The organism is Streptomyces sp. NPDC054842 (assembly GCF_053611025.1).
This window is the reverse complement of the sequence record NZ_JBSGZN010000015.1, coordinates 25,961-48,985: the sequence shown is the minus strand read 5'-3', so window position 1 is coordinate 48,985 and position 23,025 is coordinate 25,961. Positions and strand designations below refer to the sequence as shown.

General features: G+C 73.6%; 17 protein-coding genes and 1 pseudogene. 14 read left to right on the top strand and 4 right to left on the bottom strand.

Going from position 1 to position 23,025, the window contains the following annotated elements; all coding sequences use genetic code 11:
• Positions 1-19: 19 nt before the first annotated feature.
• A pseudogene (locus ACWGIS_RS14455) lies at positions 20-1,595 on the bottom strand (alpha/beta hydrolase).
• Positions 1,596-1,747: 152 nt separating this feature from the next.
• Positions 1,748-2,785: an Rv2578c family radical SAM protein gene (locus tag ACWGIS_RS14450; RefSeq protein ID WP_453362725.1), complete on the bottom strand. Its 1,038-nt coding sequence runs from the start codon at positions 2,783-2,785 to the stop codon at positions 1,748-1,750.
• A 158-nt stretch (positions 2,786-2,943) separates the two neighbouring features.
• Between ACWGIS_RS14450 and ACWGIS_RS14445 the strand changes: the two genes are divergently transcribed.
• From ACWGIS_RS14445 to ACWGIS_RS14400, 10 genes are all read left to right on the top strand, one after another.
• Positions 2,944-3,387 (top strand): SRPBCC family protein, encoded by a 444-nt coding sequence (locus tag ACWGIS_RS14445; protein WP_453362724.1) that lies wholly within the window; start codon positions 2,944-2,946, stop codon positions 3,385-3,387.
• Positions 3,388-3,616: 229 nt separating this feature from the next.
• Positions 3,617-5,992, top strand: coding sequence for an MFS transporter (locus ACWGIS_RS14440; protein ID WP_453362723.1), 2,376 nt, complete (start codon positions 3,617-3,619; stop codon positions 5,990-5,992).
• A 148-nt stretch (positions 5,993-6,140) separates the two neighbouring features.
• Positions 6,141-8,612, top strand: a complete 2,472-nt coding sequence (locus ACWGIS_RS14435; protein WP_453362722.1) for a SpoIIE family protein phosphatase — start codon at positions 6,141-6,143, stop codon at positions 8,610-8,612.
• A gap of 142 nt (positions 8,613-8,754) precedes the next feature.
• Complete coding sequence (locus tag ACWGIS_RS14430; RefSeq protein ID WP_453362721.1) at positions 8,755-9,492, top strand: class I SAM-dependent methyltransferase; 738 nt, start codon at positions 8,755-8,757, stop codon at positions 9,490-9,492.
• 107 nt (positions 9,493-9,599) lie between these two features.
• On the top strand, positions 9,600-10,433 hold the full coding sequence (locus ACWGIS_RS14425; RefSeq protein WP_453362720.1) for a M55 family metallopeptidase: 834 nt from the start codon (positions 9,600-9,602) through the stop codon (positions 10,431-10,433).
• Entirely contained in the window at positions 10,426-11,775 is a 1,350-nt protein-coding gene (locus tag ACWGIS_RS14420; protein WP_453362719.1) for a M20/M25/M40 family metallo-hydrolase, read from the top strand. Before ACWGIS_RS14425 ends, ACWGIS_RS14420 begins: the two co-directional genes overlap by 8 nt.
• 13 nt (positions 11,776-11,788) lie before the next feature.
• Positions 11,789-13,774: a prolyl oligopeptidase family serine peptidase gene (locus tag ACWGIS_RS14415; protein WP_453362718.1), complete on the top strand. Its 1,986-nt coding sequence runs from the start codon at positions 11,789-11,791 to the stop codon at positions 13,772-13,774.
• Entirely contained in the window at positions 13,771-14,700 is a 930-nt protein-coding gene (locus ACWGIS_RS14410) for a S66 peptidase family protein (RefSeq protein ID WP_453362717.1), read from the top strand. The genes ACWGIS_RS14415 and ACWGIS_RS14410 overlap by 4 nt, the downstream gene beginning before the upstream one ends.
• A 289-nt stretch (positions 14,701-14,989) precedes the next feature.
• Entirely contained in the window at positions 14,990-15,550 is a 561-nt protein-coding gene (locus ACWGIS_RS14405) for a GNAT family N-acetyltransferase (protein WP_453362716.1), read from the top strand.
• 230 nt (positions 15,551-15,780) lie between these two features.
• A complete protein-coding gene (locus ACWGIS_RS14400) occupies positions 15,781-17,754 on the top strand; it encodes a DUF5107 domain-containing protein (protein ID WP_453362715.1) in 1,974 nt (657 codons plus the stop codon).
• 44 nt (positions 17,755-17,798) lie between these two features.
• Here ACWGIS_RS14400 and ACWGIS_RS14395 read toward each other — a convergent pair whose 3' ends face one another.
• Together ACWGIS_RS14395 and ACWGIS_RS14390 are read right to left on the bottom strand one after the other, a co-directional pair.
• Positions 17,799-18,164, bottom strand: a complete 366-nt coding sequence (locus ACWGIS_RS14395; protein WP_453362714.1) for a VOC family protein — start codon at positions 18,162-18,164, stop codon at positions 17,799-17,801.
• Positions 18,165-18,289: 125 nt separating this feature from the next.
• On the bottom strand, positions 18,290-19,255 hold the full coding sequence (locus ACWGIS_RS14390; protein ID WP_453362713.1) for an LLM class F420-dependent oxidoreductase: 966 nt from the start codon (positions 19,253-19,255) through the stop codon (positions 18,290-18,292).
• A 241-nt stretch (positions 19,256-19,496) separates the two neighbouring features.
• Here ACWGIS_RS14390 and ACWGIS_RS14385 point away from each other — a divergent pair, with 241 nt between their 5' ends.
• The 4 genes from ACWGIS_RS14385 to ACWGIS_RS14370 are packed head-to-tail and all read left to right on the top strand — an operon-like array spanning position 19,497 to position 23,008.
• Complete coding sequence (locus ACWGIS_RS14385; protein ID WP_453362712.1) at positions 19,497-19,742, top strand: hypothetical protein; 246 nt, start codon at positions 19,497-19,499, stop codon at positions 19,740-19,742.
• Entirely contained in the window at positions 19,739-21,586 is a 1,848-nt protein-coding gene (locus ACWGIS_RS14380; RefSeq protein WP_453362711.1) for a transketolase, read from the top strand. Before ACWGIS_RS14385 ends, ACWGIS_RS14380 begins: the two co-directional genes overlap by 4 nt.
• 36 nt (positions 21,587-21,622) lie before the next feature.
• Positions 21,623-22,543 (top strand): non-homologous end-joining DNA ligase, encoded by a 921-nt coding sequence (ligD, locus tag ACWGIS_RS14375; RefSeq protein WP_453362710.1) that lies wholly within the window; start codon positions 21,623-21,625, stop codon positions 22,541-22,543.
• Between the two features lie 60 nt (positions 22,544-22,603).
• A complete protein-coding gene (locus ACWGIS_RS14370) occupies positions 22,604-23,008 on the top strand; it encodes a gas vesicle protein GvpO (RefSeq protein WP_453362709.1) in 405 nt (134 codons plus the stop codon).
• Positions 23,009-23,025: the final 17 nt, after the last annotated feature.

The window sequence follows — 23,025 nt, the reverse complement described above, 5'->3', positions numbered from 1 at the left end:
GACACGTCGTCAGGGCCGGTCAGCCGCGGAAGCCGAGGAGCCCGTGCAGCGTCGAACCGCGCGAGGAGCCCTTCTTCTTGGCGCTCAGCGGCTCGGGGTCCGGGAGCGCCTTGCACACCGCGTCCGCCCCGCCGTCACCGCGCGGCACCTCGCCGCTCGTCAGATAGGCCGCCAAGTGCTTGTCCAGGCAGGCGTTCCCGCTCAGCGTGATGCCGTGGTTGCCGCCCTTCTCCTCGACCACCAGGCTGGAGCCGCGCAGTTGCTCGTGGACGGCGACCGCGCCCGGGTACGGAGTGGCCGCGTCGTCCGTCGCCTGGAAGAGCAGCGCCGGGGGCAGCTCGTCGTTCGAGACGTCCACGGGCCGCAGCCGCTCGACCGGCCAGAAGGCGCAGGGGCGCGTTGTACCAGGCGTTGCTCCACGCCATGAACGGCGCTTCCTCGTGCACCGCCCAGGTGTCCTTGCGCCACTGCTCCCAGTCCCGGGGCCAGCGCGCGTCACGGCACTGCACCGAGGTGTAGACGCTGTAGCCGTTGTCGCCCGCGGCGTCGACCGCGCCGAAGTTCTCGTACGCCTCGACCAGCGGGCCGGTGTCCTTGCGGTTCACGTAGGCGGCGAACGCCTCGGCCAGGTAGGGCCAGTAGCCGTTGAAGTACCCGCCGGGGATGTAGGTGTCCTCCAGTTCGGAGGCGCCGACCTTCTTCCGCGCGGGCTTCTTCGCCAAAGCCCCGCGCATGCCGTACCACTTGGCCTCCACCGCGGCGGGGTCGGTGCCGAGCCGGTAGCTCTTGTGGTGCCGGGCGACCCACTTCATGAACGCCATGTGCCGGTCGTTGAAGGCGTAGTCCTGCTGGACGTTGTCGTCGTACCAGACCCCGGTGGGATCGACGACGGAGTCCAGCACCAGGCGGCGCACCCGCTCCGGGTAGAGCCTCGCGTACACGGCGCCGAGGTAGGTTCCGTAGGAGTAGCCGAAGTAGTTGATCCGCTCGGCGCCCAGCGCCCGCCGCACGGCGTCCATGTCACGGACCGCGCTGACCGTGTCGATGTACGGCAGCACGTCCGCGTACTTGGTGCCGCAGCTCTCGGCGAACGCCCGCACCCGGTCGAGGTTCGCCTCCTCCACGGCGGGCGTGAGCGGCACGGTGTCGGGCCGCACCGGCGCGAAGTGCTTCGGCCGGCAGTTCAGGGCGGGCCTGCTCGCGCCGACCCCGCGCGGGTCGAAGCCGACGACGTCGTACTGCGCCGCCACCTTCTTCGGCAGCGTGGAGGCCACGAAGCCGGCCAGCTTGCGCCCGCTGCCGCCGGGGCCGCCCGGGTTCACCAGCAGGGGCCCCTGGTACGTCTTCGCGGTGTGCGGGACCCGCGACAGCGCGATCGTGATGCGCCGGCCGTGCGGGTTGGAGTGGTCCAGAAGCACCTTCAGGGACGCGCACTGGAGCGTCGGGTAGGCGCTGGTGCCGCACTTCTTCCAGGCGGGCCCCGCCGCGGCGGGCGGGGCGGACGCGGCGTCGGCGTCCGCGTCGGCGGGCACCGACGTGATCATCGTGGCCATTACGGCGGCGGCGCCGCACAGAGCGGCTGCGCGTTTCCTCATGGGGCCTCCCGGGACGGAGGAACTGAGCCGTGCACCTCACGGCCTCCGCCGTATCGTCCCGGAAAGGGCGCCCGGAAGAACGCGTTCTGCGCCGTCTTGACCCGATTGAGCAGCGGGATGCGCTCGGATGCCGCCGGGTCGCGCCCGCCGCCTCAGAGCAGCGTGAGCTGCGTCGGTACCGGCGCGGCCGGCACCGGCTCGGGGGCGGTGATCCTGCGTGCCGCGCCCGCGCGCGCGGGTCCGATGCCGTACTCCTGCGCCAGTTCGTGGACCTGGCGGGTGATCCGGCGCTGGTACCACTTCGGCGCGTAGGCACCCTCCGCGTACAGCCGTTCGTAGCGGCGCACCAGATGCGGGTGGTGGTGCCCGAGCCAGGCCATGAACCACTCCCGGGCGCCGGGCCGCAGATGCAGCACCAGGGGGGTCACCGAGGTGGCGCCGGAGGCGGCGATCGCCCGCACCGTGGCCCGGAGTTGGTCCGGACCGTCGCCGAGGAAGGGGATCACCGGGGCCATCAGGACCCCGCAGGCGATGCCGCGTTCGCCGAGGGCGCGCACCACGTCGAGGCGCCGCTCGGGAGCGGGTGTGCCGGGCTCGACGGTGCGCCACAGTTCGCGGTCGGTGAAGCCCACCGAGACGGAGATCCCGACGTCGGTGACCTCGGCCGCCTGCGTCAGCAGATCGAGGTCGCGCAGGATCAGCGTCCCTTTGGTGAGGATCGAGAAGGGGTTCGCGTGGTCGCGCAGGGCGGCGATGATGCCCGGCATCAGCCGGTAGCGGCCCTCGGCCCGCTGGTAGCAGTCCACGTTGGTGCCCATGGCGATGTGCTCGCCGTGCCAGCGCCGCGAGCCGAGCTGGCGGCGCAGCAGCTCGGGCGCGTTCACCTTGACCACGATCTGGGAGTCGAAGCCGAGGCCGGTGTCGAGGTCCAGATAGCTGTGCGTCTTGCGCGCGAAGCAGTACACACACGCGTGCGTGCAGCCGCGGTAGGGGTTGACGGTCCACTCGAAGGGCATGCGCGAGGCGCCCGGCACCCGGTTCACGATCGAGCGGGCCCGGATCTCGTGAAAGGTGATCCCCCGGAACTCCGGGCTGTCGAAGGTGCGGGTGGTCACCGCGTCCGCGCCGAACAGTGCGGCGTCCCGGGCGCGGTCCGCTTCGGGGTCCGCCGTGAGGTTCTCCCAGCGCATGAGTCCTCCTAGGTAGCACTGACCCCAGAATAGAACACATGTTCCCTTGATCGTGCGACCCGGTTTCCCGGCCCCCGCCCGGCCCCGATTTGGGCGGCCCGCCCGCCGGGTGGTTGGCTGACCGCACACCCCGTAAAACCAAGTGCTGGAGGAAGTCAATGGCGCAGGTCGAGGCCACCACGGAACGGGTCATCGCGGCGGATGCGGAGGCGGTCTTCGACGCCCTGGCCGACTACAGCGGCACGCGCCCGAAGCTGCTGCCCGAGCACTTCAGCGAGTACGAGGTGCGCGAGGGCGGCGACGGCGAGGGCACCCTCGTGCACTGGAAGCTCCAGGCCACCAGCAAGCGCGTCCGCGACTGCCTGCTCGAGGTCAGTGAGCCGACCGACGGCGAGCTGGTCGAGAAGGACCGCAACTCCTCGATGGTCACCACCTGGCGGGTCACCCCGGCCGGCGAGGGCCGGGCGCGCGTCGTCGTCACCTCCGTCTGGAACGGCGCCGGCGGCATCGGCGGCTTCTTCGAGCGGACCTTCGCGCCCAAGGGCCTCGCCCGGATCTACGACGCGGAGCTCGCCAACCTCGCCGCCGAGGTCGAGAAGTAGCCGGGAGCTGACTCGGAACTGATGTCGCGGGGCCCGGAGTTGACCGCTCGGGGCCCCGGCGGAACTCACCGTTTCGAGTGGTTTTCGGTACGGCTCTCCCGTACGCCGTAGGGCTCCGACCGGCGGTTACGTCCTCCGGGCCGGGGTGCGGGGCGACTCGTCGCGCTTGCTCCCAGTTGTCGCGTAATGCGAGAAATGGGCGGCGCAGGCGCGACGAGGGGAGCGGTACGTGGGTGGCACGACGCTGGTGAAGACCGAGCGGGAGACGGCTCCCGCCGTCGACGCGCCACCCCGGGAACCGGCACCCGGCACGCCGGACCTCAGCCCGCGCCGGGTGCGCCTGGTCTTCGTCGGGCTCATGCTCGCGCTGCTGCTCGCGGCGCTGGAGCAGATGATCGTGGCCACCGCCCTGCCGAAGATCGTCGGCGAGCTGCACGGCCTCGACAAGATGTCCTGGGCCATCACCGCCTACCTCCTCACCTCGACCGTCGGACTGCCCGTCTACGGCAAGCTCGGCGACCTCTTCGGCCGCAAGGGCGTCTTCCAGTTCGCCATCGTCGTCTTCGTCGTCGGCTCCGCGCTGGCCGGCCGGGCGCAGAGCATGGACCAGCTCATCGCCTTCCGCGCCGTGCAGGGCGTCGGGGCCGGCGGGCTCATGATCGGCGTGCAGGCGATCATCGCGGACATCGTGCCGCCGCGCCGGCGGGGCCGCTTCATGGGGCTGATCGGCGCCGCGTTCGGCCTCGCCTCGGTCGCCGGACCGCTGCTCGGCGGCTACTTCACCGACCACCTGTCCTGGCGGTGGTGCTTCTACATCAACGTGCCGTTCGGCCTGCTCACGCTGGCCGTCGTCACCGTCGTACTGAAGCTCCCGAAGCCCGCCGCCAGGGGACGCCTGGACGTCCTCGGCACGCTGCTGCTCGCCGCCGCCTCGACCTGCCTGGTCCTGCTGACCAGTTGGGGCGGCACCGAGTACGCCTGGGGCTCCCGCGTCATCCTCGGCCTCACCGCCGGAGCCGTCGCGGCGGCGGCGCTGTTCCTCGTCGCCGAGCGTCTCGCGCCCGAACCCCTCATCCCGCTGCGGCTGTTCAGGGACGCCGTCTTCAACGTCACCGCCCTCGTGGGGCTGGTCATCGGCATCGCGCTGTTCGGCGCGGCCAGTTACCTGCCGACCTACCTCCAGATGGTCGACGGCGCCACCGCCACCGAGTCCGGCCTGCTCATGCTGCCCATGATGGGCGGCATCGTCGGCGCCTCGGTGATCTCCGGGCAGCTCATCAGCCACACCGGCCGCTACAAGGTCTACCCCGTGCTGGGCGGCGCCCTCTCGGCCCTCGGCATGTGGCTGCTGTCGCGGCTGGAGGTGGACACGCCCCGGCTGCACTACAGCGTCTGGATGGCCGTGCTCGGCGCCGGGATCGGCATGGTGATGCCGGTCCTCGTGCTCGCCGTGCAGAACTCCGTGCGCCCCGCCGACCTCGGCACCGCCACCAGTGCCAACAACTACTTCCGGCAGATCGGCGGCAGCGTCGGCGCCGCCGTCTTCGGCACCCTCTTCGCGAACCGGCTCGCCGACGCGCTCGCCGAACGCCTTCCCGCGCGCGCGGACGGCCCGGACCCCGAGTCCATCACCCCGCAGCTCGTCCACGCGATGCCCCCCGCGCTGCGCGACGAGTACATCCGGGCGTACGCCGACGCGATGCCGCGGATCTTCCTCTACCTGGTGCCGGTGCTCGTCCTCGGCCTGCTGATCGCCTTCTTCCTCAAGGAGAAACCGCTGGTGTCGTACAACGCCCCCGCCGAGACCGCCCCCCTCGCCCAGGTCCCGCAGTCGCGCACCCACACCGCCGGGGTGCCGGTGTGCGGCACGGTGCAGCACCACGACGGCACCGTCGTGCCGCGGGCCGCCCTCACCCTCATCGACGTCGTGGGACGGCAGATCGGGCGGGGCGCCAGCGGCGAGGACGGGCGGTACGCGCTCTCCACGCCCGGCTCCGGCTCGTACGTCCTGATCGCCGCGGCCGGGGGCCACCAGCCGCAGGCGGTGTCGGTGACCGTCGGCGAGCGCCCGGTGGAGCTGGACGTGGTGCTCGGCGGCGCCGGTCGCCTGGCCGGCAGCGTGCTCACCGCCGACGGCACACCGGTGCGCGAGGCGACCGTCACGCTCACCAACGTCCAGGGCGAGGTGGTGGCCACCACCCGCAGCGGCCCCGAGGGCGGTTACCTCATCACCGAGCTGGTCGCCGGCGAGTACACCCTGGCCGCCGGCGCGCCCGCGTTCCGCCCGACCGCCCTGCCGGTCACCGTGCAGGCCGCCCGGGAGACCCGCCAGAACGTCGAACTCGCGGGCGGGGCCGTCCTGCGCGGGACCGTGCGGGCGGGCGGCGGACGGCCCGTCGAGGACGCGCGCGTCACGCTGCTCGACGCGGCGGGCAACGTCGTCGACACCCTCACCACCGGCGCCGACGGCACGTTCCGGTTCGTCGACCTGTCCTCGGGGGAGTACACGGTGATCGCGGCCGGGTACCCGCCGGTGGCCACGGTGCTCCGGATGGCGGGCGGCGGCAGCACCGAGCGGGACCTCCAACTGGGCCACGAGGACTGACCGTTGCGCGTCCCGGACGGCCCGCCCGCGCCGGAGCCGCCCCCGGCGCGGGCAATTCCGGAGTTGGCGCACATCCCGGCCGGTCGCCGCCGTACCGTGGTGAGGACGACGCAGATCTTGCGGATCCGTGGGGAGAAAGGGCCTGGCCATGGACCGTGGCACGGAAGTGGGCGCACATCCCGGTGCGGGAGCCCACGAGAGCCCCGCGGCGCGGTACGCCGCCGAGGGGCGCATCCCGCTGGCCGTGGTCGTCGTGGACCGCGACGGCCTGGTCTCGCACTGGAGCACGGGCGCGCGGCGCCTCTTCGGTGCCACCCGGGAGGAGGCGCTCGGCCGCCCCGCCGCCGACCTGCTCCCCGTCTCCGGCGCCCTCCCCGACGTCCTCGACGCCGAGCCGCTCACCGACGCCTACGGGCCCTACGAGACGTACGACGGACTGGGCCCCGACCTGGAGGCGTCCCTCGGCGGCCGCAGCTCCTACCCCGCGGCGGGGCGGGCCCGGCTCACCGGACCGGACCGGGGACGGCTCGACATCCTGTGGTGGGGCTACCCGCTGATCGGACCGGGCCCCGCCCGGCTCCTGGTGCTCGCGGCGGACGCCGAACGCCTGAAGGCCGAGCGGGGCTACGACGACGAGGTCGTCGAGCGCATCGCCCCCGGCTTCGCCCCGTACACCGAGCTCCCGGCCCCGGACGACCTCGCGAAGAGGCTGCCCGAGGTCCTGCCGAACATGGGGCCGGAGCTGAGCGGCCGCATCGTGGCGCAGGTCCTCGAACTCGGTTACCCCATCCTGGAGTTCAGCCAGTACGAGCGGGTGCCGGTGACCCCCGACTGGGGCGTGCCGCGCCGCGCGGGCAGGCAGTGGGCCGCCGCCGGGACCGAGACGCCGGGCCGGGTGCTCGTGCCCTCCGGGGCCGAGCACGACCTGGAGTACGCCGCCGTCCGCGAGCGGCTGGAGTTCCTGAACGAGGTGAGCACCGGCATCGGCTCCTCGCTCGACCTGGGCGAGACGATCCGCGAGGTCACCAGCGCCGCCGTGCCCCGCTTCGCGGACTTCGCCGGTACGCACCTGCGGGCGGCGGTCCTCGCCGGCGAGAGCTTCCCGGACGGCGCCCCGGACGTGACGACCGTGTGGCACCGGGTCTGGGTCGAGCACAACGACGAACCGGGCCGCTGGGACGACACCGTGCCGGTCGGCGAGGCCATCGCCTTCCCCGAGCACACGCCGTTCTTCCAGTGCATGAGCACCGGGGAGCCGGTGCTGATCCCGCGCATCGGCGAGGAGCTGGCCGACCGCATCTCGGGGCAGTTCGAGAAGCGCGACCTGCGGCCCCTCATCACCGGCCGCTCCCTGCTCGTCGTCCCGCTCAAGGCGCGCAACGTGGTTCTCGGGTTCATGGTGCTCATGCGCCGCGCGGACCGCGAGGTGTTCGACGACATGGACCGCACGACGGGCGCCGAACTCGCCGCCCGGGCCGGCCTCGTGCTCGACAACGCCCGCATGTACACCTACCAGGAGAACGTCGCCGACACGCTGCAGGACAGCATGCTGCCGCAGGTCTCGCCGCGCATGGCGGGCTGCGACGTCGCGACGCGCTACCTCCCGGGCACCCGCCTCGGCCGGGTCGGCGGCGACTGGTTCGACACCATCAAGCTGCCCGGCTCGCGCACCGCGCTGGTGGTCGGTGACGTCATGGGCCACGGCCTCAACTCGGCCGCGATGATGGGCCAGTTGCGCACCGCCGTGCAGACCATGGCCACCATGGGGACACCGCCCGCCCAACTGCTGCGCGGCCTGGACGACCTGGCGCGGCGGCTCGGCGAGAACTACCTCGCCACCTGCCTGTACGCGGTGTACGACCCGATCCGCGGGGAGCTGGAGCTCTCCAACGCCGGTCACATCCCGCCCGTCCTGGTGCGTGCCGAAAACGGCCGCAGCGAACTGCTGCACCTGCCGACCGGCGCGCCCGTCGGGGTCGGCGGGGTGCCCTTCGAGACCGCCGTCGTCCGGGTCTCGCCGGGGGACCGGCTCGTACTGTGCACGGACGGCCTGGTGGAGGTGCGGGGCGGCGACATCGGTGAGGGCCTCGCCGCGCTCTGCGAGTCGGCGGCCCATCCCGCCGCCTCGATGGACGACGCCTGCGACACCATCATCCGCGCGCTCAACACCCACGGCGGACGCAAGGACGACGTGGCGCTCCTCATGGCCCGGCTGAACGGCATCCCGGACGACCACGTCGCCGAGTGGCAGCTCCCGCGTGAGGCCCGCGAGGTGTCCCGGGCCCGGCGGCTCGTCCGTGAGCGGCTGGCGGAGTGGGGCCTCACCGACGCGATCGAGACCGCGGAACTGCTGGTCAGCGAGGTCGTCGGCAACGCCGTGCGGCACGGCGCGGGCGCCGAGGTCGGGCTGCGGCTGGTCCGCACCGACGCCCTGCTGTGCGAGGTCCTCGACGACGAGCCGGCGCTGCCCGAACTCCTGAGCGCGGGACCGGACGGCGAGCGCGGCCGGGGTCTCAGGGTGGTCAGCAGGCTCGCCCGGGAGTGGGGCACGAGCGCCTCAGGGCACCGCAAGACGGTCTGGTTCGAGCAGGCCCTCACACCCCGTCCGCGCCACCCCTGACACCTCGGGGCGCGCGCGAGGAGTCCGTGCGCGCCCAGGCGTGCGCGGGCTCGAATTTCCGGTGAAGGAACGGCACTTGCCCCTTGCCCCACGCCCGGCGGTCGCGATACTCCGATCATGACGCCGACCCTGGGGAGCACACATGAACGTCTCGGAGGACTACCGCAATGCCTGGGAGAGTTACTGGAGGGACACCTCCGACGCGCCGGGTGACGCGATCTGGGACGCCGACCCGGCACTGACCTCCGTGCCCCACAGCGCCCTGCTCCTGCCCCACGCCGACGCCACCCGCACCATCGTCGACCTCGGCTGCGGCAACGGCACCCAGACGCGCTACCTCGCCACCCGGTTCGCGCGCGCCCTCGGTGTCGACCTGTCCCACGCCGCCGTCGAGCACGCCCGGCGCGCGAGCCGGGACGACGACACCGGCGTCGAGTTCCAGCAGCTCGACCTGACCGACGGCGAGGCCGTACGCGCCCTGCACGCCCGCCTCGGCGACAGCCACGTCTACATGCGCGCCGTCATCCACCAGAGCGAACCCGGCGCCCGGGCCGCGGTGGCCGCCGCCGTCGCCGAGATCACCGGTGCCGAGGGGCGCGCCTTCGTGGTGGAACTGACGGCCGCTTCGCGCCAGGTGCTCCAGCGGGCCGCGTCCGGACCGGACGGGCCCCCGCCCAAGCTGCGCCGGGTCTTCCACCACGGGCTGAAGCCGGCCGACGCGGCCGACGACGAGGTCCCGAGGATGCTGCGGGAGGCCGGCCTGGAGATCCTCGCCGAGGGCGACACGACGCTGCCGCAGACGGAGTACATGGCGGACGGCACCCGCATCGACCTGCCCGCACGCTGGTTCGTCCTCGCCGGGCGCCGCGCCGACGGCTGAGGAAACGCCCGCGGGCGGCGGGGTGAGGAGCCGTCCGCGGGCGGACGGGTGAGGAGTTGTCCACAGGGCTGTCCGCCGCTCGGTGAAGGCGCGTACGGTTTCGAGGCATGAAGATCCTCATCAGCGCCGACATGGAGGGCGCCACGGGCGTGACCTGGCCGGCCGACGTGCTGCCGGGCACCCCGCAGTGGGAGCGCTGCCGCTCGATGTTCACCTCGGACGTCAACGCGGCGGTGCTCGGCTTCTTCGACGGCGGCGCCGACGAGGTCCTCGTCAACGAGGCCCACTGGACGATGCGGAACCTGCTCCTGGAGCGGCTGGACGAGCGGGCGCGGCTGCTCACCGGGCGGCACAAGTCGCTCTCCATGGTGGAAGGCGTCCAGCACGGCGACGTGGACGGCGTCGCCTTCGTCGGCTACCACGCCGGCGCCGGCATGGAAGGCGTCCTCGCGCACACCTACCTCGCCAACTCGGTCACCGGGGTCTGGGTGAACGGTGTCCGCGCCAGCGAGGGCCTGCTCAACGCCCACGTCGTCGCCGAGTTCGGGGTGCCGGTCGTCCTGGTCACCGGCGACGACGTGGCCTGCGAGGACGCCCTGGGCTACGCGCCGGGGGCGCTCAAGGTCGCCGTCAAGGACCACGTGTCGCGGTACGCGGCGGTGTGCCGGACCCCGGCGCGCACGGCGGCCGACATCCGCGCCGCGGCCAAGGAGGCGGCGGCGCTGGCCGTGCGGCACGCACCGGTCACCGGTGAGCCGTTCACCGTGGCGCTGGAGTTCGACGCCGAGCACCTGGCGATGGCCGCCACCGTCGTGCCCGGCGTGGCGCGCACCGGGGAGCGCAAGGTGGAGTACACCAGCGGGACGATGTACGAGGGCATCCGCACGTTCAAGGCGGTCACGACGATCGTGTCCGCCGCGGTGGAGGAGCAGTATGGCTGAGCACACGGCAGCGAGCGCGGCGCCGGAGCGGGCCGGTCAGGTCGACGGGCGCGCCCTCGACGAGGTCGTCCGCTTCACCTCCGAACTCATCCGCGTCGACACCACCAACCGCGGCGGCGGTGACTGCCGGGAGCGCCCCGCCGCCGAGTACGCCGCGGCCCTGCTGGCCGAAGCGGGCCTGGAACCGGCGCTCCTGGAGCGCGCCCCGGGCCGTACGAACGTCGTCGCCCGCATCGAGGGCACCGACCCCTCGGCGGACGCGCTCCTCGTGCACGGCCATCTGGACGTGGTGCCCGCACAGGCCGAGGACTGGAGCGTGCACCCGTTCTCGGGCGAGATCCGGGACGGAGTGGTCTGGGGCCGCGGTGCGGTCGACATGAAGAACATGGACGCGATGATCCTCGCGGTCGTCCGGCACTGGGCCCGGCACGGCGTACGGCCCCGGCGGGACCTGGTGATCGCGTTCACCGCGGACGAGGAGGCCAGCGCCGAGGACGGGTCGGGGTTCCTCGCCGACCGGCATCCGGAACTCTTCGAGGGCTGCACCGAGGGCGTCGGCGAGTCGGGGGCGTTCACCTTCCACGACGGCGCCGGCCGGCAGCTCTACCCGATCGCGGCGGGCGAGCGCGGCACCGGCTGGCTCAAGCTGACCGCCCGCGGCCGGGCCGGGCACGGCTCCAAGGTCAACGACAGCAACGCGGTCACCCGCCTGGCCGCCGCGATCACCCGCATCGGCGCCCACGAGTGGCCGGTGCGGCTCACCCCGACCGTCCGCGCGTCCCTGACCGAACTGGCGGCGCTCTACGGCATCGACACCGGCCTGGAGGACGTCGAAACCCTCCTGGAGAAGCTGGGCCCGGCCGCCGCCCTCGTCGAGGCGACCGTCCGCAACAGCGCCAACCCGACCATGCTGTCCGCGGGCTACAAGGTCAACGTCATCCCGGGGGAGGCGGTGGCCCATGTCGACGGCCGTTTTCTGCCAGGCGGCGAGGACGAGTTCCGCACGACCCTTGACCGGCTCACCGGACCCGACGTGGAGTGGGAGTTCCACCACCGCGAGGTGGCCCTCCAGGCACCGGTGGACTCGGCGACGTACGCGCGGATGCGGGCCGCCGTCGAGGAGTTCGCGCCCGAAGGACATGTGGTGCCGTACTGCATGTCGGGCGGCACGGACGCCAAGCAGTTCTCGCGCCTGGGGATCACGGGATACGGCTTCGCGCCGCTGAAGCTGCCGGAGGGTCTCGACTACCAGGCCCTCTTCCACGGCGTCGACGAACGTGTCCCGGTCGAGGCGCTGCACTTCGGCGTCCGCGTCCTCGACCGCTTTCTGCGAACGGCCTGACGAAGTGGGGGACATGGTGCAGACCCTGGCGTACGGAGCGTGGCCGTCGCCCATCGACGCGGCGCTCGCCGCCGCGCACGACGGGCGGCCCGAGTTCGTGGGTTTCGTCGGCGAGGAGGCCTGGTGGACCGAGCCACGGCCCGGCGAGGGCGGCCGGCGCACTCTCGTCCGCCGCGCGGCCGACGGCACGGAGCGCTCCGTGCTGCCCGCCCCGTGGAACGTGCGCAGCCGCGTCATCGAGTACGGCGGCCTCCCCTGGACCGGGATCATGCGCGCCGAGGGGCCTCTGGTGGTCTTCGTCGACTTCGCCGACCAGCGGCTCTACCGCTACGAGCCGGACACGCCGGGCAGCGAGCCGATGCCGCTGACGCCGGTGTCGTCGGTGGGCGGCGGACTGCGCTGGGCCGACCCTCAGGTGCGGCCCGAGCTGGGCGAGGTGTGGTGCGTCCTGGAGGAGTTCACCGGGGACGGGCCCGCGGACCTGCGCCGGCTGGTGGCCGCGGTGCCGCTGGACGGATCGGCCGCCGGGAACAGGGGCGCGGTGCGCGAACTCACCGACGACGCGCACCGGTTCGTCACCGGCCCCCGGCTCTCGCCCGACGGACGGCGCGCGGCCTGGCTCGCCTGGGACCACCCGCGGATGCCCTGGGACGGCACGGAGCTGATCGTCGCGGATGTCACCGGCGCCGGCACGCTGCACGGCGCCCGGACCGTCGCGGGCGGCCCCGAGGAGTCCGTCGCCCAGGCCGACTGGGCGGGTGACGGAAGCCTGCTGTTCTCCAGCGACCGCACCGGCTGGTGGAACCTGTACCGCGTCGGCCCCGACGGCGGGGAGAAGGCGCTGTGCCCCCGCGAGGAGGAGTTCGGCGGCCCGCTGTGGACGATCGGGCAGAGCTGGTTCGCGCCACTCGACAGCGGGCTGGTCGCCGTCGTGCACGGGCGCGGCGCCACCGCCCTCGGCATACTCGACCCGGAGACCGGCGAAGTGGTCGACGCGGCGGGCCCGTGGACCGAGTTCGCGCCGACGCTCGCGGCGCACGGCACCCGGGTCGTCGCCGTCGGGGCCAGTCCGCGCAGCGCCCACGAGGTCGTCGAGCTGGACGCCCGCACCGGCCGCGCCCGGGTGATCGGCGCCCCGCACGACGACCCGGTCGACCCGGCCTACTACCCCGAGCCCCAGATCCGCACCTTCACCGGTCCCGCCGGCCGTGAGATCCACGCGCACGTGTACCCGCCCCACAACCCCGGCCACGTGGCGCCCGGCGAGGAGCTGCCGCCGTACGTGGTGCGGGCGCACGGCGGCCCGACGAGCCGCGCACCGCTGGTCCTCGACCTGGAGATCGCCTACTTCACCTCGCGCGGCATCGGGGTCGCCGAGGTCGACTACGGGGGGTCCACCGGGTACGGGCGGGAGTACCGCAACCGGCTGCGCGAGCAGTGGGGCGTGGTCGACGTCGAGGACTGCGCGGCCGTCGCCCTCGCCCTCGCCGAGGAGGGCACCGCGGACCGCGCCCGGCTCGCCATCCGCGGCGGCAGCGCGGGCGGCTGGACGACGGCCGCCTCGCTGGCCTCCACCGACGTCTACGCCTGCGGCACGATCCTCTACCCGGTCCTCGACCTCGCGGCCTGGGGGGCGGGGGAGACCCACGACTTCGAGTCGCAGTACCTGGAGACGCTGGTCGGGCCGCTCGCCGAGGTGCCGGGCCGGTACGCCGAGCGGTCGCCCGCCGAGCACGCCGACCGCATCACCGCGCCCTTCCTGCTGCTCCAGGGCCTGGACGACGTCATCTGCCCGCCCGCCCAGTGCGAACGGTTCCTGGCCAGGCTGGAGGGGGAGGGCCGACGGGTCGCGCACGCCTACATCGCCTTCGAGGGAGAGGGCCACGGCTTCCGGCGCGCGGACACGACGGTGCGCGTCCTGGAGGCCGAACTCTCGCTGTACGCCCAGGTCTTCGGCCTGAACCCGCCGGGTGTCCCCATTTTGGAGCTGCTCAAGTGAAGCCCCTGACCCGTGCCGCACGCCTGGTCCCCGGGGCCCGGGTGGCCGTCGTCGCGCCCAGCGGCCCGGTCCCCGAGGAACGCCTGGAGGCCGGCCTGGACCTGCTGCGCGGCTGGGATCTCGACCCCGTCGTCGCCCCCCACGTGCGGGACCGGCACGGGGAGTTCGACTACCTGGCGGGGACCGACGCCGACCGGGCCGCCGACTTCCAGGCCGCCTGGTGCGACCCGGACGTGGCCGCCGTGCTGTGCGCCCGCGGCGGGTACGGGGCCCAGCGCATGACCGACCTGCTCGACTGGAGCGCGATCGCGGCGGCGGGCCCCAAGGTGTTCGTCGGCTACAGCGACATCACCGCGCTGCACGAGGCGTTCGCCACCCGGGTGGGCCTGGCCACCCTGCACGGCCCCATGGTCGCCGGCGTCGACTTCGTCAAGAACGCGCGGGCGCAGGAGCATCTGCGCGCGACGCTCTTCGCGCCGGAGACGGTCCGCACCGTCGCCGCGCCGGGGCAGAGCACCGCTCTCGTCCCGGGACGGGCCAGGGGAGTGCTCCTCGGCGGCTGCCTGAGCCTCCTCGCCGCGGACCTCGGCACGCCGTACGCCCGGCCCTCGGCGCGCGGCGGCCTGCTGTGCCTGGAGGACGTGGGCGAGGAGACGTACCGGCTCGACCGCTACCTGACCCAGCTGCTGCGCGCCGGATGGCTGGACGGCGTCGCCGGGATCCTGCTCGGCTCCTGGGTGGAGTGCTCGCCCTACTCCGAGGTGCGGGCACTGCTGGCCGACCGGCTCGGTGGCCTCGGCGTGCCGGTGGTGGAGGAGTTCGGGTTCGGGCACGGCGAGGGCGCGCTGACGATCCCCTTCGGTGTGACGGCCGAGCTGGACGCGGCGGCCGGGACGCTGACACTGGACGAGCCCGCCCTGCGCTGAGCCCCGGACCGCCGCGTGGCTGGACGAGCCCGCCCTGCGCCGAGCCCCGGACCGCCGCGTGGACGTGCCGTGCCCCCGGCGGGGTCGCCGGGCGCCCCTGCCCCCGAAAAATGCGGCTGGAGGCCGCCGTGCCCGCGCGCATCGCCGGTCGCGTCGCTGAGGGGCCGTGCCCTCACCACGGCGCGCCGGTCCGCCGCCGCCTCCGACGTGCCGGGACGGTCCGACGCTCGGGGAAGGGGCGCCGGCGACGGACGCCGGGGGTGGGCGGCTGCTCGCGTACTGTGGCCGGATGCCCGAGAACACCCGTCACCTCGCCGAGGGCCCCCGGGTCGGCATCCGGCACTACACCCCGGACGACGGCCCGGAGTTCACCGCGCGGGCCCGGGAGAGCAAGGACCTGCACCACCCCTGGCTCTTCCCGCCCACCGGCGCCGAGGCGTACGCCTCCTACGCCCAGCGGCTGACCGAGGACCCGACCAAGGCCGGTTTCCTGGTCTGCGAGCGGGACACGGGGGCCATCGCCGGGTTCGTGAACATCAACAACATCGTCGAGGGCGGCTTCCTCAGCGGCGCGCTCGGATACGGGGCGTTCGCGCACGCCGCCGGGCGCGGACTGATGAGTGAAGGACTCGCCCTCGTCGTCTCCCACGCCTTCGGGCGCATGGGGCTCCACCGGCTGGAGATCAACGTGCAGCCGGGCAACGCCGCGTCGATCGCGCTGGCCCGGCGCCACGGGTTCCGGCTGGAGGGTTTCTCCCCGGACTTCCTGTACATCGACGGTGCCTGGCGGGACCACGAGCGGTGGGCGCTCACCGTCGAGATGACGCGGAGGAGACCGCCGCGGAGGTGACGCGGGACTCGCGGCGGCGAAACGCCTCCGCCTCCGCGCCCCGGGCGCCCAACGACCCCGTACAGCCCGCAGCCTCGTGCCCTCGGCGGGCGACGCCACCCGCCGCGCTCCCGGCGTCGCCCCGGACCGGACGGAGCCGCCGCCGCACCGCCCGGCCGTGTCGCCGACGGGCGCCTTTGCGCAATCCTGACGAGCCGCGCCCCTGGTCAGGTCCGCGAAGACGCTGTTCCATGGTCGTCGTGACGACGATCCGACGTGACGTACTGACGCTGCCCGCAGCCGAGTTGGGCCCCGACAACCCCCTGCCGCCGCTGCGCACGCTCGACGAGACGCACCGCGTCGAGGAGCGGGACCGCGTGGGCCTGCCCCGCGGGATGGCCCGCCAGATCGGTTACGAGCCGCTGGTCAGCCTGCTGCCCGAGCGCGTCCGGGACGGCTACGGCAGAACGCGCGCGCCGCGCGATATCGACACGATCGTGATCGAGAACGAGCGACTGCGGGCCGTCGTGCTGCCCGGCCTCGGCGGCCGTGTCGCGTCGCTGTTCCACAAGCCCTCGGGACGCGAACTGCTCTACCGCAACCCGGTGTTCCAGCCCGCCTGCTTCGCCCTCAACGGTGCCTGGTTCTCCGGCGGCATCGAGTGGAACATCGGCGCGACCGGCCACACCGCCCTCTCGTGCGCGCCCGTGCACGCCGCCCGCGTCACCGCCCCCGACGGCGGCGAGATGCTGCGCCTCTGGGAGTGGGAGCGGCTGCGCGACCTGCCGTTCCAGGTCGACCTGTGGCTGCCCCGGGACTCGGACTTCCTGTACGTCGGCGTGCGCGTCCGCAACCCGCACGAGAAGCCCGCGCCCACCTACTGGTGGTCGAACATCGCCGTGCCCGAGGAACGCCGGGTGCTCGCCCCGGCCGAGGAGGCCTGGCACTTCGGCTACGAGCGACGGCTGCGCCGGGTGCCCGTCCCCGCGTACGACGGCGTCGACCGCACGTACCCGCTCAACAGCACGTTCCCCGCCGACTACTTCTACGAGGTGCCCGACGGGCGGCGCCGGTGGATCGCCGCCCTGGACGACGAGGGGCACGGGCTCGTGCAGACGTCCACCGACGTCCTGCGCGGCCGCAAGCTGTTCGTCTGGGGCTCCGGCACCGGCGGGCGGCGCTGGCAGGAGTGGCTGACCGAGCCCGGCACCGGCGGGTACTGCGAGATCCAGGCCGGGCTCGCCCGGACCCAGCTGGAGCACGTCCGGCTGGACGCGGAGAGCGAGGTGTCCTGGCTGGAGGCGTACGGGCCGCTGAGCGCCGACGCCGCGACCGCGCACGGCGCCGACTGGGACGCGGCGCGCGCCGAGACGGAGGACCGCCTGGAGGCGGCCCTCCCGCGCGCCGAGGTGGACGCGGCCTACCGGGCCTGGCTGCCGTCCGCCGACACCGAGCCGGGCGAGACACTCGCCGCCGGCTCCGGCTGGGGCGCCCTCGAAGTACTGCGCGCCTCCCACAAGCTGCCGGGCACGCCCTTCGAGGAGAGCACCCTCGGCGAGGAACAGGCGCCGTGGGCGGAACTGCTGAGGTCCGGGGCCTTCCCGGAGCCGCGCCGGGCCGGCCCGCTCGGGCCGACGCTCGTCGCCCGGCACTGGCGCGACATGCTGGAGACGGCGCCCGCCCGGCCGCTCACCGAGTACCACCTCGGCGTCGCCCAGTGGCACGCGGGCGACCAGGCCCAGGCCGTGCGCAGCTGGGAGCGCGGACTGCGGCTGGCGCCGTCCGAGTGGCCGTTGCTGCGCTGCCTCGCCGTCGCCGACCAGGTGGCCGGGCACCACGAGCGGGCCGCCGACCGGTACGCGGACGCCTTCGACGACCTGTGCCAGGAGCGGCGCGACGCCGGGGAGGCGTGGACGGCGGCCACGGCCGCGCTCGGCCGGGAGGCGATCGAGGCGCTGCTGGCGGTGCGGCGGGTCGCGGACGCGCGCGCCGTGTGGGACCGGCTGCGGGACGCCACGCGGGCGCGGGGGCGGTTCCGGCTGATCGAGGCACAGCTGCTGCTCGCCGAGGGGGACCGCGCGGGCGCGCGGGCCGTCTTCGACGAGGGCTTCGAGGTGGCGGACCTGCGGGAGGGGGCGGAGGTCGTCAGCGAGCTGTGGGCCCGCATCACCGACGAGCCGCTGCCGGCCCGGTACGAGTTCCGCATGCGGCCGCCCGCGCGGTGAGGACCGGCGGCTTCCCGGGGCGACCGGGGAGCCGCCGGTCGCCGTCAGACGCCGGCCGGGCTCTCCGCGCGGCGGTCCACGTACTCGTAGACCATGCCGTCAGGATGCATCGCGATCAGGTTCCGGCCGACCGGTGTCGCGACCGGGCCCGCCAGCACCCGGGCACCGGAGTCGCTGAGCACCCGGTGCGCCTCGTCGACGTCCGTGACGGCGATGGTGGCGGCCACCTTGCGCAGGATCTCCAGCTCGGCCTCGGGCCCGCTCATCAGCAGGAAGCAGCCGACCGCGGCGACCGAGACGCCGCCGCGCTCGAAACGCAGGGCGCGCCCGCCCGCCAGTCTCTCGTAGAACGGGACCGAACCCTCCAGGTCGTCGACGCAGATACGCAGCGTGGCTCCCAGAATCTCCATGCCCCCGAGCCTAGAGCCTGGGGTCCGGATCGGGCCGGGGGTCCCGGGATCGTCCGGCACACACATTCGCGGCCAGGGCGGCGGACGTGGCGGCTCCCGGCGCCACCGGCGCTCCGGGTGCTTCGTCAGCCGGCGCTCCCCTGGAGCTGCGGCAGCACCTTCGTGCGGTAGAAGTCGAAGAAGCCGCGCTGGTCCTGCCCGATCTGGTTGACGTACACGTGGTCGAAGCCCGCGTCCGCGAAGGCGGTCAGCGCCGAGACGTGCTCGTCGACGTCGTCGCCGCACACCGTGTTCTCGCGGACCATGTCCTCGGTGACCAGCGGCTGAAGCTGCTCGAAGTGGCGCGGGGTGGGCAGGATCTGGCCCATCTCGCCCGGCAGCAGCTGGTTGGACCACAGCCGGTGCACGGTGCGGACGGCCTCGTCGCGGTCCTGCCCGTAGCAGACCTTCGTGCCGCCGCTCACCGGCTTGGCGCCCCCGCCGCCCTTGCGGAACTGCGAGACCATCGACTCCTCGGGCATCATCGTGATGTAGCCGTCGCCCACCCGGGCCGCCAGCGAGGTCGCCTGCGGGCCGAAGCCGGAGATGTCGATCGGGACCGGCTCGTCGGGAACCGTGTAGAGGCGGGCGTTCTCCACCGTGTAGTACGTGCCGTGATGGTTGACCTCCTCGCCCGTGAAGAGGTTGCGCATCACCTGGATCGCCTCCTCCAGCATCTCCAGGCGTACGTGCGCGGGCGGCCAGGCGTCACCGAGGATGTGCTCGTTCAGCGCCTCCCCGGAGCCCACGCCGAGCCGGAAGCGGCCGTTCGTCATCACCGCGGTCGTCGCCGCAGCCTGCGCCAGCACCGCCGGGTGGATCCGCACGGTGGGGCAGGTGACCGCCGTCTGGATCGGCAGGGACACCGCTTCGGAGAGCGCGCCGATCACCGACCACACGAAGGGACTCTGCCCCTGCGCGTCGTTCCACGGGTGGTAGTGGTCCGAGATCCACAGGGATCGGAATCCGGCCTGTTCCGCCATCCGCGCCTGCTCGACGAGTTCCGCGGGACCGAATTCCTCGGTCGACAGGAAGTAGCCGTACTCGGCCATGGGGGGCACCTCCGCGACGGGCTGCTCAGGGCACGGCCCGGGTAACCCCGCCCGTCCCCGCGAAACGCCGCCCGCGCGCCCGGCCCCGCAGGCGCCCCGGACCCGGCACGAGCCCGGGGACGCCGGGGGCGACCGGCCGATACGCGTACGCCGGGCCCGCGCCGCCCGCCGCCCCGACGTTTGGCCGGTCCGCCCAGGGGGACGCGGTAAGCCCGTACGAGCGACCCGCCGGAGGCGAACCGTGGCGCGACCCCGCATCGTGACCGCCGGAGCCGTCACCCGCGGTCACCACCTCGCCGCGGTGCCCGGCAAGCGCGTCCGGGTCGCCGCCGACCGGCTCCTCGAAGCCGCGCTGCCCCGCCAGGGCGTCCAGCCGGCCCCGGCCAGACCGTGGCCGGTGCCGCCGGACGCCTCGCCGCCCGAGCCGGCACCGATGCCGGGCGGCGCCTCCGCCACGAGCGACAGCCGACCGATAGGAGACTCATGAACACCCGCCAACTCGCCGAACTGGGACAGCAGTTGCGCGTCGACAGCGTGCGCGCCTCGGCCGCCGCGGGCTCCGGCCACCCCACGTCCTCGATGTCCGCGGCCGACCTGATGGCCGTGCTGCTGGCCAAGCACCTGCGCTACGACTTCGAGCGCCCCCAGCACCCCGGCAACGACCGGTTCATCCTCTCCAAGGGGCACGCCTCACCGCTGCTGTACTCCGCCTACAAGGCGGCCGGCGCGGTCAACGACACCGAACTGCTCACCTTCCGCAAGCTCGGCAGCCGCCTCGAAGGGCACCCCACCCCCCGCCGGCTGCCCTGGGTCGAGACGGCCACCGGCTCGCTCGGCCAGGGACTCCCCGTCGGCGTGGGCATCGCGCTCGCCGGCAAGCGGCTGGACCGTACCGGCTACCGCGTCTGGGTGCTGTGCGGCGACAGCGAACTCGCCGAGGGCTCCGTCTGGGAGGCCGCCGAGCACGCCGCATACGAGCACCTCGACAACCTGACCGCGATCGTCGACGTCAACCGGCTCGGCCAGCGCGGCCCGACCCGGCACGGCCACGACCTGGACGCCTACGCCCGCCGCTTCCACGCCTTCGGCTGGCACACCGTCGAGGTCGACGGACACGACGTCGAGGACATCGACCGCGCCTACGCGGAGGCGCGCTCCACCAGCGGACAGCCCACCGTGATCCTCGCCCGCACCCTGAAGGGCAAGGGCGTCGCGGCCGTCCAGGACCGCGAGGGACTGCACGGCAAGCCGCTGCCTGACGCCGACGAGGCGATCGCCGAACTCGGCGGCGTCCGCGACCTGCGCGTACAGGTGCAGGAGCCGCCGGCCACCCGGATGCTGCACGCCGTACGGACCGGGCACCTCGAACTGCCCCGCTTCGAGGTCGGCGACGAGGTCGCCACCCGCGACGCGTACGGCCAGGCGCTCGCCGCGCTCGGCAGCGCCCGCGGCGACGTCGTCGCCCTGGACGGCGAGGTCGGCGACTCGACGCGCGCCGAGTTCTTCGCCAAGGAGCACCCCGACCGCTACTTCGAGTGCTACATCGCCGAACAGCAGCTGATCGCCGCCGCCGTCGGCCTCGCCGCCCGTGACCGGACGCCCTACGCCTCCACCTTCGCCGCGTTCCTCACCCGCGCCTACGACTTCGTGCGGATGGCCTCCATCAGCGGCGCGGGCATCAACGTGGTCGGCTCCCACGCGGGAGCCTCCATCGGCCAGGACGGACCCTCGCAGATGGGCCTGGAGGACCTGGCGATGTTCCGCGCGGTGCACGACTCGACCGTCCTCTACCCGTGCGACGCCAACCAGACGGCGAAGCTCGTCGCCGCCATGGCCGACCTGGACGGCATCCGCTACCTGCGCACCTCCCGCGGCGACAGCCCCGTCCTCTACGAGCCCCACGAGGACTTCCCGGTCGGCGGCAGCAAGGTGCTGCGCGCCTCCGCCGACGACCGGCTGACGCTCGTCGCGGCCGGCGTCACCGTCCACGAGGCGCTGAAGGCGGCCGAGGCGCTCGACGCCGAGGGCATCCAGGTCCGGGTCGTCGACCTCTACTCGGTCAAGCCCGTCGACCGGGCCACCCTGCGTGAGGCCGCCGAGGAGACCGGCTGCCTGATCACCGTCGAGGACCACCGCGAGGAGGGCGGCCTGGGGGACGCGGTCCTCGACGCCTTCATGGACGGCCGGCCCGTGCCGCGCCTGGTCCGTCTCGCGGTCCGTACGATGCCGGGCTCGGCGAGCCCGGACGAGCAGCTGCACGCCGCCGGCATCGACGCCGAGTCGATCGCGGCCGCCGCCCGGCTGCTGGTGGAGACCGCCGTCGTGCGCTGAGGACACCGAGGGCCTTTCGGCCGGAGAGGAACGACCATGAGCAGCGCACGGACGGTGCGGGCCGGCCGCCGCACCGTGGAGATCCACCGCCCGGAGAAGGTGCTGTTCCCGGCCGACGGGGGCGGCAAGGAGTACACGAAGGACGACCTGATCGGGTACTACCGGTCCGTCGCCCCCTTCATGCTGCCCCACCTGCGGGGCCGCCCGCTGATGGTCGAGCGCCATCCCGACGGGCTCGCAGGACCCGCGTTCATGCAGAAGAACACCCCGGACCACTACCCGGAGTGGATCCGCCGGGTCGAGGTGGCGAAGGAGGGCGGCACGGTCCTGCACCCCGTGTGCGACGACGCCGCCACCCTCGTCTACCTCGCCGACCAGGCCGGCATCACCCTGCACCGCTGGCTGTCCCGCGCCGACTCCGTCGACCGGCCCGACCGGATGGTCTTCGACCTGGACCCCTCCACCGACGACTTCGCCGTGGTGCGTGAAGCCGCCCAACTGCTGGGCGAGTTGCTCGACGAGCTGAAGCTGCCGTCCGCGCTGATGACCACCGGCTCGCGCGGCCTCCACATCGTGGTCCCCCTGAACGGGCGTCACGACTTCGACGAGGTACGCGCGTTCGCCAGGGACACCGCCGACGCGCTCGCCGACCGGCACTCCGACCGGTTCACCACGGCGGCCCGCAAGAAGGAGCGCGGCGACAGGCTCTACCTCGACGTCCAGCGCAACGCGTACGCCCAGACAGCCGTCGCCCCCTTCACCGTCCGCGCCCTGCCCGGCGCGCCCGTCGCCGTCCCCATCTCGTGGGGGCAGCTCGACGACCCGCGCCTGCACGCCCGCCGCTGGACCGTCGCCGACGCCGTCGAGCAGGCCCGCACCAACCCCTGGGCGGGGCTGCTGAACCACGGACGCGCCCTCGGCCCGGCCAGGCGCCGTCTGGACGCCCTGCGCGGCTGAGTCCCGCCGTCCGTGAGGTTTGGCCAACGAACGAGCGAGCACCCGGTGTTCGAGGTGGCCATGTCGAACACATCCAACACATCCAGATCACAGAGTTCACAGAACTCCTCCGAGAGCAAGGGAAACAGCTCACGGAGTTCACAGAACTCCTCCCCGGAAAAGGGAGACAGCAAGGAGAACACCGCGGCGGACAGCCAGCCCAAGCCGATGGAGGTGCTGCGCCACGCGCGCGCCCAGCTCCAGGAGCTCACGGGCATGGCGGCCGAGTCCGTCTCGTCCTTCGAACGCACCGAGGACGGTTGGGCGTTGGAGGTCGAGGTCCTGGAACTCGCCAAGATTCCGGACACGATGAGCCTGCTGGCGACCTATCAGGTGGAGCTCGACAACGACGGAGAGCTCACCGGGTACCGCCGGGTCCGCCGCTACGAACGCGGGCGGGCCGAGCGCAGGCCCGGCGGCCGGTAGGCCCCGCCCTTTTCCGC